We start from the raw sequence: 11,572 nt of genomic DNA on the forward strand, positions 1-11,572 counted from the left end.
ATCGGGGAAGATCACCGGCCGGCGCCAGAGGTCGGACAGGACCCGAGACCCGTCCGATCCCGCGAAAACACCCCCGTTCGCGTCGACCCCCTCACCGGGTTCGTCCGCGCCCGGGAGTGGGTGCCGGCCCCCGAGGCCCGGACGGTACGACGTTCGGAGAATTGTGCAGACGCTTGTCTCGAAGAGCAGCCTCCACGGGCTGGTCCACAGCAAGGCAGTCCTGGTCGCCCTCGTGACGACCGTCGTCCTGGCCCTCGCCGGGACGACCTACGGCTACAACGCCATGAGCAACACCGTCACCCTGAGCCTCGACGGCCAGGAGCGTGAGGTCGTCGTCATGGGCGACACCGTCGGCGCCGTGCTCGATGCCGAGGGCATCGACCTCGGTGAGCACGACCAGGTGTTCCCCGGGACCGACGAGGCCATCACCGACGGCAGCGCGATCAACGTGAAGTACGGTCGCCCGCTCGAGCTCACGGTCGACGGCGAGACCCAGACCCACTGGACGACCGCGACCGACGTCGGCACCGCGCTCACCGACCTGGGCATGCGCTTCGCCGGGGCCGACCTGTCGGTCTCCCGTGGCGGCTCGATCGACCGCGGCGGGCTCAGCCTCGACGTCGTCACCGAGAAGACGCTGACGATGAAGCTCGCCGGCAAGAAGGCCGTCAAGAAGCAGGTCACCGCCCTCACTGCGAAGGACGCGGTGAAGGAGCTCGGCATCAAGGTCGACAAGCACGACAAGTTCTCCCCGAAGCCGGGCAAGACGCTCGAGGACGGCGACACCGTCGTCTTCACCGACATCGACGTCGCCAAGAAGCGCTTCAAGAACGAGGCGATCGACTTCGAGACCGTCGAGCGCGAGGACGGCTCGATGCTCGAGGGCAAGACCGAGGTCGTCCGCTCCGGCCGCGCCGGCGCCCGCGACGTGACCTACCGCGTGACCACCCGCAACGGCGAGGTCGTCGCCCGCGAGGTGCTCCGCCAGGACGTGCTCCGTGACGCGGTGGACGCCATCGTCAAGGTCGGCACCAAGGAGGAAGAGGTGGCCACCACCAACTTCGCCTCCGGCAACACCGTGTGGGACCAGCTCGCCCAGTGCGAGTCCGGCGGCAACTGGGCCATCAACACCGGCAACGGCTACTACGGCGGCCTCCAGTTCAACCTGTCCACCTGGCGCGCCTACGGCGGCAGCGGCTACCCCCACCAGGCCTCGCGCGAGACCCAGATCGCGATCGCGACGAAGGTCCGCGACGCCAACGGTGGCTACGGCGCGTGGCCGGCCTGCTCGTCCTCGCTCGGCCTGCCCCAGTGACGGGTCGGCACCACGGCTAGCCTTCTCCGCATGTCCACCTCCGCCGGTCCGAGACTCCTCGGGCCGGCGGAGGTGCGTCTGCTCGCGGCCGAGCTGGACCTGCGCCCGACCAAGCAGCGCGGCCAGAACTTCGTCATCGACCCCAACACGGTGCGGCGCATCGTCCGGGAGTCCGGCATCACCGGCGACGACGTCGTGGTCGAGGTCGGTCCCGGGCTCGGGTCGCTGACGCTGGCGCTGCTCGAGGTCGCCGCCCGGGTCACCGCGATCGAGGTCGACCCGCTGCTCGCCGGCCGGCTGCCGGCGACGATCGCCGAGTTCGCCCCGGACCGGGCCGACCGCTGCGAGGTGGTCCTGGCCGACGCGATGCGCGTGGCCGAGCTGCCCGGCCCCGCGCCCACGGCGCTCGTCGCCAACCTGCCCTACAACGTGTCGGTGCCCGTCCTGCTCCACCTGCTGGCGCTGCTGCCCTCGCTCGAGCGTGGGCTGGTGATGGTGCAGTCCGAGGTCGCCGACCGGCTCGCGGCGAAGCCCGGGTCGAAGGTCTACGGCGTCCCGTCGGTGAAGGCCGCCTGGTTCGCCGACGTACGCCGCGCCGGGGCGATCGGGCGCAACGTGTTCTGGCCGGCCCCCAACGTCGACTCGGGGCTGGTCGCCTGGACCCGGCGCGAGCCGCCCACGACCGCTGTCCCACGCGAGCGGGTCTTCGAAGTCGTCGACGCCGCCTTCGCCCAGCGTCGCAAGGCGCTGCGCGGCGTCCTGCGGGGGCTCGCAGGCTCCGGCGAGGCCGCCTCGGCCGCGCTCGAGGCCGCGGGGATCGACCCGCTCGCCCGGGGCGAGTCGCTGACCATCCACGACTTCGTCCGCATCGCAGAAGGACTCGAGTGACACCCAGCACCACTGTGCGCGCGCCCGCCAAGATCAACCTGCACCTCGGCGTCGGCGCCCCCCGCGAGGACGGCTTCCACCCGCTGATGACCGTCTACCACGCCGTCGACCTCCACGACGAGGTCACCGTCAGCGATGCCGAGGAGTGGTCGGTGGTCGTGAGGGGTGCCGCGGAGGGCGTCCCGTGCGACGAGACCAACCTCGCGCTCCGGGCGGGCCGCGCGCTCGCCGCCCACCACGGCCTCGACCGGGCCGCGCGGATCGAGATCCTGAAGGGCATCCCGGTCGCCGGTGGGATGGCCGGCGGCTCGGCCGACGCCGCCGCGACCCTCGTCGCGCTGGACCGGCACTGGGAGCTCGACAGCGGCGACGCCGTGCTCTTCGCGCTGGCCGCCGGGCTCGGGTCCGACGTGCCCTTCGGCCTGGTCGGCCGCAACGCCCTCGGCACCGGCCGCGGTGAGCAGGTCGAGCAGCTGCCGGGCGTCGAGTCGCCGCGCTGGTGGGTCGTCGTGCCGTCTCCGGGCGAGGGCCTCTCCACGCCCGCCGTCTACCGGCGCTACGACGAGCTCCGGCCCGACGCGCCCGCGCAGCCGGCGGCGCCCTACCGCCTGGTGGAGTTCCTGGAGGACCCCGTGGCCGAGGTCGCCGCGCTTCTCCACAACGACCTCCAGGTGGCGGCGCTCGACCTGCGCCCTGACCTCGCCGACCTGCTCGCGGCCGGCGAGGCGGCGGGGGCGCTGCGCGGCATCGTCAGCGGCTCCGGCCCCACGTGCGTCTTCCTCTGCGCCGACCAGCCGACGGCCGAGCGGGTCGCGCAGGCGCTGCGCGCCTCGTACGACGTGGTGCTGACGGCGTGCGGTCCGGTGCGGGGAGCGCTGGGACGATGACCACCGCAGCGAACCTGGTCAACCTCGAGCGGGTGTCGAAGGCCTACGGCATCCGCCCGCTCCTCGACGACGTCTCGCTCGGCATCGGCGCCGGCCAGCGCATCGGCGTCGTCGGCCGCAACGGCGACGGCAAGACGACCCTGCTGCGGGTGCTGATGGGGGAGGAGCCCGCCGACACCGGGCGCGTCTCCCGCGCCCGCGACCTGCTCGTTGGCTATCTCCACCAGGGCGACGAGCTCGTCGACTCCCACACCGTCCGCGAGGCCGTCCTCGGCGGTCGCGACGACCACGAGTGGGCGGCCGACGTCCGGACCCGCGAGGTGGTCGAGGAGCTGCTCGCCGGCGTCGAGCTCGACCGCGCGGTCGCGGGGCTCTCGGGCGGCGAGCGGCGCCGCTGCGCCCTGGCCGCGCTGCTGCTCGACGACCACGACCTGGTGATCCTCGACGAGCCCACCAACCACCTCGACGTCGAGGCGGTGGCCTGGCTCGCCGACCACCTGACCAAGCGCTCGTCCGCGCTGGTGGTCGTCACCCACGACCGGTGGTTCCTCGACGCGGTCTGCCAGTGGACCTGGGAGGTCCACGACGGGGTCGTCGACGCCTACGAGGGCGGCTACGCGGCGTTCGTGCTCGCGAAGGCCGAGCGGCAGCGGCAGGCTGCGGCCTCCGAGGTACGCCGCCAGAACCTGGTCCGCAAGGAGCTCGCCTGGCTGCGGCGCGGGGCCCCGGCCCGGACCTCCAAGCCCAAGTTCCGCATCGATGCGGCCACCGAGCTGATCGAGGACGTGCCCCCGCCGCGCGACCGGATGGAGCTCCAGCGGTTCGCGACCCAGCGGCTCGGCAAGGACGTCGTCGACGTCGAGGACGTCGACCTCTCGCGGGGCGAGCGGCAGCTGCTGTCCCACGCGACGTGGCGGCTCGGCCCGGGCGACCGGGTCGGCATCGTCGGGGTCAACGGCGCCGGCAAGACCTCCGTGCTCTCGCTGCTCTCGGGTGAGCTGGCGCCGTCGGTCGGCAAGGTCCGCCACGGCCGCACCGTCGCGCTGCAGCACCTCACGCAGCAGCTGGACGACCTCGACCCGGAGGCGCGCGTCCTCGGGACGGTCGAGTCGATCAGGCGCGTCACCCGGACCGCGGACGGCTCCGACCTCACCGCGACCTCGATGCTGGAGCGCTTCGGGTTCACCGGCGACAAGCTCACCGCGCGGCTCGGCGACCTGTCCGGCGGCGAGCGGCGCCGCTTCCAGCTGCTGCGGCTGCTGATGACCGAGCCCAACGTGCTGCTCCTCGACGAGCCGACCAACGACCTCGACATCGAGACCCTCAACGTCCTCGAGGACTTCCTCGACGGCTGGCCCGGCACCCTCGTCGTCGTCTCCCACGACCGCTACTTCCTCGAGCGTGTCACCGACTCCGTCTGGGCCCTCCTCGGCGACGGCCAGATCTCGATGCTCCCCCGCGGCGTCGACGAATACCTCGAGCGCCGCCGAGAGGGCATTCCCACTCCCACCCCATCCGCCGACCGGGCACTCCCCGGCCCTCCCGAGCCGCCGACCGGGCAGTCCGAGGCCCCACCGAGGGCCCGAGCGGGCAGTGCCGAGGAGCGCGAGGCCCGCAAGACGATGGCCCGCCTCGACAAGCAGCTGGAGCGGGTCGCCGCCCGCCAGGCCGAGCTCGACACGGAGATGGCCGCTCACCTCAGCGACTACGAGAAGCTCGCCGAGCTGGGGAAGGTCGCCGCGGGCCTACAGGCTGAGCGCGAAGAGCTCGAGATGGAGTGGCTCGAGGCCGCCGAGCTCGTGGAGTGAGGTCACAAAACCGCGACTCGGGCGTCACAAACCCACGACTCGGCCTCAGCTGAAGGGGGCGAGCAGCGTGCGGAGCAGCCGGGCGAGGTGGTCGCGGTCGGCGTCGGGGAGGTCGGCCAGCAGCGCCTGCTCGGCCGCGAGGAGCTCCTCGAACGCGCCGTCGACGGCCGCCTTGCCGTCGGGGGTGAGGCGGACGAGGACGCCGCGCCGGTCCGCTGGGTCGGGCAGCCGCTCGACGTAGCCTCGCGCGGCCAGCCGGTCGACCCGGTTGGTCATCGTCCCGCTGGTCACCAGCGTCTCGCGCAGCAGTCGTCCCGGCGAGAGCTCGTACGGCGCGCCCGCTCGCCGCAGCGCGGCGAGGACGTCGAACTCCCACGACTCCACGCGGTGGCGGGTGAAGGCGTCCCTGCGGGCCAGGTCGAGGTGGCGCGCCAGCCGGCTGATCCGGCTGAAGACCGCGACGGGGGCGAGGTCGAGGTCGGACCGCTCGCGCGCCCACGCCTCGGTGAGCTCGTCGACCTCGTCCCGCATGCGGGCAGTCTAGCCCTTGTCGAGAATCTCGATGTCAAGATAGTTTGGTCGGCATGAGCTGGGACCCCGAGCGCTACCTGACCTACGCCGACGAGCGCGGCCGGCCGTTCGTCGACCTGCTGGCGCGCGTCGGCGCGCAGTCGCCCGCCGACGTCGTCGACCTCGGCTGCGGGCCGGGCAACCTCACGGCCCTCCTCGCACGGCGCTGGCCGGACGCCCGGGTCCGCGGCCTCGACAGCAGCGGGCCGATGGTCGACCGGGCCCGCGCCGACGTCGACGGCGTCGCCTTCGAGGTCGCCGACCTGCGCGACTGGGCCGCCGGCGACGACCGGGTCGACGTGCTGATCAGCAACGCCACCCTGCAGTGGGTGCCGGGACACCTCGAGCTGTTGCCCGACCTGGTCCGCCACGTCCGGCCCGGCGGCTGGTTCGCGGTCCAGGTGCCCGGGAACTTCGACCAGGCGTCCCACACGATCCGTGACGAGCTCGCCGCCGAGGCGCCGTACGCCGCCCACGTCCGCGACGTCGCGGTGCCCGCCAGCCACGACCCGGTGACCTACCTGCGGGCCCTGCAGGGTGCGGGCTGTGAGGTCGACGCGTGGGAGACGACCTACCTCCACGTCCTGACCGGTGATGACCCGGTCTTCACCTGGGTGTCCGGCACGGGTGCCCGCCCGACCCTCGAGGCGCTGCCCGAGGGCCTGCGGCCGCGCTTCGAGGACGAGTTCCGCGCGCGGCTCCGTGCGGCCTACCCCGACGAGGGGCGCGGCGTCGTGCTGCCGTTCCGGCGGGTGTTCGTGGTAGGGAGGCTCTCGTGAAGCTCCACCACGTGCAGGTCGCCATCCCGCCCGGGGGCGAGGACGACGCCCGCCGCTTCTGGGTCGAGGGGCTCGGCATGGCCGAGGTCGCCAAGCCCGAGGCGCTGCGCGCGCGGGGCGGGCTCTGGGTCAGGGCGGGGGAGGCGGAGGTCCACCTGGGGGTCGAGGACCCGTTCCGGCCCGCACGCAAGGCCCATCCGGCGCTGCTGCTCGACGACGTCACCGCCCTCGACGCAGTGGCCGGGCGGCTGGCCGAGCTCGGCTTCGAGGTCGACGCGAGCCAGCGGGAGACCTTTCCCGGTCACGTCCGGGTGCACGTCTTCGACGGCCACGGCAACCGGGTGGAGCTGCTGGCCCGGCCGTGAGGTCAGCGGCCGAAGAGGCGGGCGAGGAGCCCGGACCTGGCCTCCTGCTCGTGTCCCTGGCACCGTTGGGAGCGGGGGACCCCGGCGAGCACCTGGTCGACGTGCATGCCGCAGCCCTTCCAGGTCGCGAGGCCGCAGGTGGAGCAGGTGGCGGGTCGGCACATGGGTGGTCTCCTCCGGGAATACCTGTGGGGGTATATGTCGTTACCGACGATAACACCCCCAGGGGTATAGTTCACACCGACGAGAAGGAGTCCTCATGCCCACCTTGGAGATCGGCGCCACCAACCTCGACCAGACCGTGCAGGACAACGACATCGTCCTGCTCGACTTCTGGGCCAGCTGGTGCGGCCCCTGCCGCCAGTTCGCGCCCGTCTACGAGGCCGCGTCGGAGAAGCACGCCGACGTCGTCTTCGGCTCGGTCAACACCGAGGAGGAGCAGCAGCTCTCCGCGGCCGCCGGCATCACCTCGATCCCGACGCTGATGGCCTTCCGGGAGGGCGTCCTCGTCTTCTCCCAGCCCGGTGCGCTGCCCGCGCCGGCCCTCGAGGAGCTGATCACCGCGGTCAAGGGCCTCGACATGGCCGAGGTCCACCAGCAGGTGGCCGCCCAGCAGGCCCAGCAGCAGGACGGCGACCAGCAGTGACCACGATCCAGACCACCCTCGACGCGTCGTACGACGACGCGGTGGCCGCGGTCCGCGCAGCCCTCGGCGACCAGGGCTTCGGCGTGCTCACCGAGATCGACATCCAGGCCACGCTCAAGACCAAGCTCGACGTCGACGTGGCCCCGCAGGTGATCCTCGGCGCGTGCCGGCCCCAGCTCGCCCACCGGGCGCTGCAGGCCGCGCCGTCGGTCGCCGCGCTGCTGCCCTGCAACGTCGTCGTGCGCGAGCTCGCGCCGGGCGAGACGCTCGTCGAGGCCGTCGACCCGGACGCGATGCTCTCGGTCGTCGCCGACGACTCCGGCGAGCTCGCGGCCGTCGCGGCGGACGCGCGCACCCGGCTCGTGGCGGCTCTCGCCGCCCTCACCAGCCCTGAGGAGGACTGAGATGGAGCTCCCCGTCGACGAGATGACCCCGGTCATCAACCGCATCAAGCGCGCCCAGGGCCAGCTGGCCGGCGTGCTCCGGATGCTGGAGGAGGGGCGTGAGTGCGAGGACGTCGTCACCCAGCTCGCCGCCGTCTCCCGTGCGCTCGACCGCGCCGGCTTCGCGATCGTGGCGACCGGCCTGCGCCAGTGCCTCGTCGAGGGCGGCGAGGGCGGCCCCGACGACCTCGACGTGAAGAAGATGGAGAAGCTCTTCCTCTCCCTCGCCTGAGCGACCCACCCGTGTTACCAGCGGGTAATGTACGGCGCATGCCGTCCGTGCTGACCCTCTGGAACACGATGAGCCGACTGCCGCAGGGCAGCCGGCTCTTCTCGGTCGCCTTCGCCCGCAAGGCGCCCTACTTCGCGACCATCCACCCGCGCTTCACCGAGATCCGCCCCCACCGCGCGGAGCTGGTGATCCCAAAGCGCCGCAGCGTCCACAACCACCTCGGGACGGTCCACGCGATCGCGCTCTGCAACGGTCTCGAGGCCGCCATGGGCGCCCTGGCCGAGGCGACGATCCCGGCCGACAAGCGCTGGATCCCGAAGGGGATGACGGTCGCCTACACGGCCAAGGCGATCAGCGACATCACCTGCGTCGCCGAGACCGACGCCGGGCAGTGGAGCGACGCCGCACTGCCGCCGGAGGGCGGCGACGTCCACGTCCGCGTCCGCGGCACCCGCGACGACGGCGAGGTCGTCGTCGAGGGCGAGATCCGGCTCTGGGTCACACCCCGCCCGGCGCGCTGACGAAGACCGGGTTGGTCATCGCGACCATCGGCAGCGCCGACAGGCTCGTGAGCGGGTCGGTCGCCACCGTCGTACGCCGCACCTCGCCGCGCACGTAGGGGACCGCGGCCGCGGGGAGCTCCGCGCTCACCGTGAGCGAGTCTCCGGTCGCCACGACGCCGGCGAGGACGCCCGCCGGGCCGAGCAGCTGCCCGACGCAGCCCGCGACGCCGTCGGCCGTCATCGTCACCGTCACCAGCGCGTCGGGGGCCGCCGCCAGGGTGTCGCCGCAGCCGGCGGTCGTCCCGCCGGCCGTGGCCTCGAGGGTGAGGTCGACGGCCGAGGACTCCGCCAGCCAGCCGTGACCGCCCCGAACGGCGGCCACCAGCGAGGCCGTCGACAGCGCGTCCATCCGGAGCACGGTCTGGGCCAGGCCGACCGGCTGGCCGGAGTGGTGGGAGTCGGAGGTGCCCACCGCCGGCACGAACCTGCCCTCGCGCAGCAGGCCGTCCCACTCGGACAGCGTGATCTGGTCGTCGTAGCCCCACGGGCCGTTCCACACCTCGACCGCGTCGACGTCGGCGTAGTCGTGGCCGTAGCCCCACTGGATGCTCGGCACCGGGTTGTTGGGGTGGCAGGCGATCGCGACGCCGCCCAGGTCGCGCACCAGACCGGTGAACGTCGAGAGCCGGTCGTCCTCGGGCCGGTAGCGCCAGTCGACCCAGGTGCCCGCGGGCACGCCCATCGCGAGCCAGTGGCCCGCCCGCGTGGTGACCTCCTCGCCCGCGACGACCAGCAGGTCGTCGGGCGCGTACCGCCCCCACGAGCGGGTCGCGGAGCTGGTGTTGTGCTCGCTCGAGCCGACCGCGTGCAGCCCGGCGGCCCGTGCCTCCTCGACGAGGGCAGGCCGGGTGCGGCTGCCGTCGGAGTGCGCGGTGTGGGTGTGCAGGTCGACCCGGTACCAGCCGGGGCCGCGTCCGGCGACCTCGGTCGGGGCGGGGACCGGCGGGACGGCCGTCGCCTGCTCGCCGAAGTGCAGGGTCACCTCGACCCGCCACGGCGTGCCGGGCGGGGTGATCAGGTAGGGCCCGAGCGCGATGTGCCAGACGCCCGGCGTGATCGGGCCCGGGAGATAGCCCGGCGTCGCCCGGCGGCGGCTGATCGAGAACGACCGCCGCGCTCCTCCGGACCAGCCCCGGAACCCCCGGGCGTCGCCGAGACCGTGGCCGCTGGGGTCGAAGATCCCGATGTCGACCACGTTGTAGCTCACGCCGACCCCGGTCTCCGTCGGCCGGTAGCGGTAGTTCACCGAGATCCGGCGTACGCCGCGCGGGACCCGGAAGGGCAGGTAGTGCCAGTCGGGGGTGTCCGCCCTGGTGAACTCGCCCCTGAAGACATGGGTGCGGCTGCGCCCCGCGGCCGCGGGGGAGAAGACCGCCAGCGGCGAGACGGTCACCACCCCGGCTCCGGCGAGCAGCAGCGAACGGCGGTCGATCCCGGTCATGGCCGCAACCTAGCGGCTCAGACGGCGCGACCGCCCTGCATGTTGCCGACGCGTGACAGGTCGATCGCCGTCGGCTTGTCGCCGACGAGGCGGCGCTGGAGCCAGGTCGCGATCGCGGTGAGGATCAGGTTGACGATGATGTAGATCGCGGCGATCACGATCGCGGTCGGGACGTGGTTGCGGAAGTCCTGATAGATCGGCCGCGCGACGGCCGTCAGGCCGGGGGCGAGGATGTAGAAGCCCAGCGACGTGTCCTTGAGGGCCACCACCATCTGGCTGATGATCGCGGGCAGCATCGCCTTGACGCCCTGCGGCAGCTGGATGCCGACCATGACCTGCGTCTTGCGCATGCCGAGGGCGTGGGCCGCCTCGACCTGGCCCTTCGGCACCGACCCGATGCCGGCCCGGAAGACCTCCGCGAGCACGGAGCCGTTGTAGAGGGTCAGCGCGATGACCACGCACCAGAACGAGCTGAGCGGGCCGTCGCCGATGGCGAGCATGTAGAAGGTGAAGATCATCAGCAGCAGCACCGGCACGGCGCGGAAGAACTCCACGACCAGCCACGACGGCCAGCGCACCCACCAGTGGTCCGAGAGCTTGCCCACGCCGAAGACCAGTCCGAAGACGACCGCGAAGATGATCGCGAAGAAGGCCATCTGGAGGGTCTTCAGCAGGCCGTCGACGAGGATGAACTGCACGTACTGGGGGGTGACGAACACCTCCCACTTGTCGTAGGCGAACTGGCCGGTCTCCTCGAGCTTCCAGACGACCAGCGCGGCGAAGCCGGCGAGCGCGACGAGCGTGAGGACCGTGTAGAGCCGGTGCCGCGCGACGGTGCGCGGCCCGGGGGCGTCGTAGAGGACGCTGCCGCTGCTCATGCCGTCGCCGCCTTCCAGCGCCGCTCCACGACGTAGGACGACAGCGTCAGCACCTCGACGAGCACGATGTAGCCGATCGCGAACGCGAGGAAGATCCCGATCCGCTGGTCGGCGTTGTTGTTGGTGAACGCCCGCATCGTCGCGGTCGCCTCCGCGATGCCGAACGCGGCCGCGACCGAGGTGTTCTTGAGCAGCGCGACCTGCACGCTGGTCAGCGGGGGTACGACGGCGCGCAGCGCCTGGGGCAGCACGACGTGGCGCATCGACTGGCCGAAGGTGAGCCCGATCGCGCGCGCCGCCTCGGCCTGGCCGAGCGGCACGGTGTTGACGCCGGAGCGGAAGGCCTCGCAGACGAACGCGGAGGTGTAGAGCGTCAGCGCGATGCTGGCGCGGACGAAGAACGCCGAGACGTTGTAGCCGGCGATCTCGACGTCCTCGACCCACAGGAAGTTGTAGCCGAGCTTCGGCATCGCGATCGCCATGAAGACGAAGATGATGAGCAGCGGGGTGTTGCGGAACAGCGTGACGTAGACGCCCGCCGCGCGTCGCATCACCGCGACCGGGCCGACCCGGAACACCGCGAGCACCACGCCCAGCACGAGCGAGGCGACGGACGAGACGACGAAGAGCCCGACGGTGACGCCGAACGCCGTCAGGTAGGCGTCGAAGTTCGAGAACACCGCTTCCATCGCGGTCGGCCCTCCTCGGTGCGGGGGTGGATGTCGTCGGGCGGGGCTCCGGGCCGGAGCCCCGCCCG

The 11,572-nt window shown here is 72.6% G+C and carries 15 protein-coding genes; 10 read left to right on the plus strand and 5 right to left on the minus strand.

The window, feature by feature from the left end; all coding sequences use genetic code 11:
* The first annotated feature begins 163 nt into the window (after nucleotides 1-163).
* Genes ABD091_RS13100 through ABD091_RS13115 form a run of 4 tightly spaced genes read left to right on the plus strand, consistent with a single transcriptional unit; the run spans nucleotide 164 to nucleotide 4,898 of the window.
* A complete protein-coding gene (locus ABD091_RS13100) occupies nucleotides 164-1,315 on the plus strand; it encodes a resuscitation-promoting factor (protein WP_343919095.1) in 1,152 nt (383 codons plus the stop codon).
* A 30-nt stretch (nucleotides 1,316-1,345) separates the two neighbouring features.
* Nucleotides 1,346-2,203: a 16S rRNA (adenine(1518)-N(6)/adenine(1519)-N(6))-dimethyltransferase RsmA gene (gene rsmA, locus ABD091_RS13105; protein WP_343919097.1), complete on the plus strand. Its 858-nt coding sequence runs from the start codon at nucleotides 1,346-1,348 to the stop codon at nucleotides 2,201-2,203.
* On the plus strand, nucleotides 2,200-3,090 hold the full coding sequence (locus ABD091_RS13110) for a 4-(cytidine 5'-diphospho)-2-C-methyl-D-erythritol kinase (RefSeq protein WP_343919099.1): 891 nt from the start codon (nucleotides 2,200-2,202) through the stop codon (nucleotides 3,088-3,090). The genes rsmA and ABD091_RS13110 overlap by 4 nt, the downstream gene beginning before the upstream one ends.
* Nucleotides 3,087-4,898, plus strand: a complete 1,812-nt coding sequence (locus ABD091_RS13115) for an ABC-F family ATP-binding cassette domain-containing protein (protein ID WP_343919101.1) — start codon at nucleotides 3,087-3,089, stop codon at nucleotides 4,896-4,898. Before ABD091_RS13110 ends, ABD091_RS13115 begins: the two co-directional genes overlap by 4 nt.
* A 45-nt stretch (nucleotides 4,899-4,943) precedes the next feature.
* Here ABD091_RS13115 and ABD091_RS13120 read toward each other — a convergent pair whose 3' ends face one another.
* A complete protein-coding gene (locus ABD091_RS13120) occupies nucleotides 4,944-5,429 on the minus strand; it encodes a MarR family winged helix-turn-helix transcriptional regulator (protein ID WP_343919103.1) in 486 nt (161 codons plus the stop codon).
* Between the two features lie 53 nt (nucleotides 5,430-5,482).
* Here ABD091_RS13120 and ABD091_RS13125 point away from each other — a divergent pair, with 53 nt between their 5' ends.
* Nucleotides 5,483-6,247, plus strand: coding sequence for a methyltransferase domain-containing protein (locus ABD091_RS13125; RefSeq protein ID WP_343919105.1), 765 nt, complete (start codon nucleotides 5,483-5,485; stop codon nucleotides 6,245-6,247).
* Nucleotides 6,244-6,612, plus strand: a complete 369-nt coding sequence (locus tag ABD091_RS13130; RefSeq protein WP_343919107.1) for a VOC family protein — start codon at nucleotides 6,244-6,246, stop codon at nucleotides 6,610-6,612. Before ABD091_RS13125 ends, ABD091_RS13130 begins: the two co-directional genes overlap by 4 nt.
* 2 nt (nucleotides 6,613-6,614) lie before the next feature.
* Here the strand turns inward: ABD091_RS13130 and ABD091_RS13135 are convergent, their stop codons facing one another.
* Nucleotides 6,615-6,776, minus strand: a complete 162-nt coding sequence (locus tag ABD091_RS13135) for a hypothetical protein (RefSeq protein WP_343919109.1) — start codon at nucleotides 6,774-6,776, stop codon at nucleotides 6,615-6,617.
* Between the two features lie 95 nt (nucleotides 6,777-6,871).
* Between ABD091_RS13135 and ABD091_RS13140 the strand changes: the two genes are divergently transcribed.
* From ABD091_RS13140 to ABD091_RS13155, 4 genes are read left to right on the plus strand one after another with little or no spacing between them, the layout of a single operon-like run.
* On the plus strand, nucleotides 6,872-7,258 hold the full coding sequence (locus ABD091_RS13140; RefSeq protein WP_343919111.1) for a thioredoxin family protein: 387 nt from the start codon (nucleotides 6,872-6,874) through the stop codon (nucleotides 7,256-7,258).
* Nucleotides 7,255-7,662, plus strand: a complete 408-nt coding sequence (locus tag ABD091_RS13145; protein ID WP_343919113.1) for a DUF302 domain-containing protein — start codon at nucleotides 7,255-7,257, stop codon at nucleotides 7,660-7,662. The genes ABD091_RS13140 and ABD091_RS13145 overlap by 4 nt, the downstream gene beginning before the upstream one ends.
* Nucleotide 7,663: 1 nt before the next feature.
* Nucleotides 7,664-7,933, plus strand: coding sequence for a metal-sensitive transcriptional regulator (locus tag ABD091_RS13150; RefSeq protein WP_343919115.1), 270 nt, complete (start codon nucleotides 7,664-7,666; stop codon nucleotides 7,931-7,933).
* Between the two features lie 38 nt (nucleotides 7,934-7,971).
* The gene (locus ABD091_RS13155; RefSeq protein ID WP_343919117.1) at nucleotides 7,972-8,454 is read left to right on the plus strand and encodes a hotdog fold domain-containing protein; all 483 of its coding nucleotides are present in this window, start codon (nucleotides 7,972-7,974) and stop codon (nucleotides 8,452-8,454) included.
* Here ABD091_RS13155 and ABD091_RS13160 read toward each other — a convergent pair.
* The 3 genes from ABD091_RS13160 to ABD091_RS13170 are packed head-to-tail and all read right to left on the minus strand — an operon-like array spanning nucleotide 8,432 to nucleotide 11,504.
* Entirely contained in the window at nucleotides 8,432-9,937 is a 1,506-nt protein-coding gene (locus ABD091_RS13160; RefSeq protein ID WP_343919119.1) for a CehA/McbA family metallohydrolase, read from the minus strand. The genes ABD091_RS13155 and ABD091_RS13160 overlap by 23 nt on opposite strands.
* 17 nt (nucleotides 9,938-9,954) lie before the next feature.
* Nucleotides 9,955-10,815 (minus strand): amino acid ABC transporter permease, encoded by an 861-nt coding sequence (locus ABD091_RS13165; RefSeq protein ID WP_343919121.1) that lies wholly within the window; start codon nucleotides 10,813-10,815, stop codon nucleotides 9,955-9,957.
* On the minus strand, nucleotides 10,812-11,504 hold the full coding sequence (locus ABD091_RS13170) for an amino acid ABC transporter permease (protein WP_343919123.1): 693 nt from the start codon (nucleotides 11,502-11,504) through the stop codon (nucleotides 10,812-10,814). The genes ABD091_RS13165 and ABD091_RS13170 overlap by 4 nt, the downstream gene beginning before the upstream one ends.
* Nucleotides 11,505-11,572: the final 68 nt, after the last annotated feature.

This window comes from Nocardioides aestuarii (assembly GCF_039527245.1).
Classification (GTDB): Bacteria; Actinomycetota; Actinomycetes; order Propionibacteriales; family Nocardioidaceae; genus Nocardioides; species Nocardioides aestuarii.

What these genes read in the sequence shown, in the direction of transcription:
- ABD091_RS13150 (WP_343919115.1), top strand. Translation starts at nt 7,664, where the DNA reads ATGGAGCTCCCCGTCGACGAGATGACCCCGGTCATCAACCGCATCAAG.
- rsmA (WP_343919097.1), top strand. Translation starts at nt 1,346, where the DNA reads ATGTCCACCTCCGCCGGTCCGAGACTCCTCGGGCCGGCGGAGGTGCGT.
- ABD091_RS13115 (WP_343919101.1), top strand. Translation starts at nt 3,087, where the DNA reads ATGACCACCGCAGCGAACCTGGTCAACCTCGAGCGGGTGTCGAAGGCC.
- ABD091_RS13140 (WP_343919111.1), top strand. Translation starts at nt 6,872, where the DNA reads ATGCCCACCTTGGAGATCGGCGCCACCAACCTCGACCAGACCGTGCAG.
- ABD091_RS13120 (WP_343919103.1), bottom strand. Translation starts at nt 5,429, where the DNA reads ATGCGGGACGAGGTCGACGAGCTCACCGAGGCGTGGGCGCGCGAGCGG.
- ABD091_RS13135 (WP_343919109.1), bottom strand. Translation starts at nt 6,776, where the DNA reads ATGTGCCGACCCGCCACCTGCTCCACCTGCGGCCTCGCGACCTGGAAG.
- ABD091_RS13170 (WP_343919123.1), bottom strand. Translation starts at nt 11,504, where the DNA reads ATGGAAGCGGTGTTCTCGAACTTCGACGCCTACCTGACGGCGTTCGGC.
- ABD091_RS13165 (WP_343919121.1), bottom strand. Translation starts at nt 10,815, where the DNA reads ATGAGCAGCGGCAGCGTCCTCTACGACGCCCCCGGGCCGCGCACCGTC.
- ABD091_RS13155 (WP_343919117.1), top strand. Translation starts at nt 7,972, where the DNA reads ATGCCGTCCGTGCTGACCCTCTGGAACACGATGAGCCGACTGCCGCAG.
- ABD091_RS13160 (WP_343919119.1), bottom strand. Translation starts at nt 9,937, where the DNA reads ATGACCGGGATCGACCGCCGTTCGCTGCTGCTCGCCGGAGCCGGGGTG.
- ABD091_RS13125 (WP_343919105.1), top strand. Translation starts at nt 5,483, where the DNA reads ATGAGCTGGGACCCCGAGCGCTACCTGACCTACGCCGACGAGCGCGGC.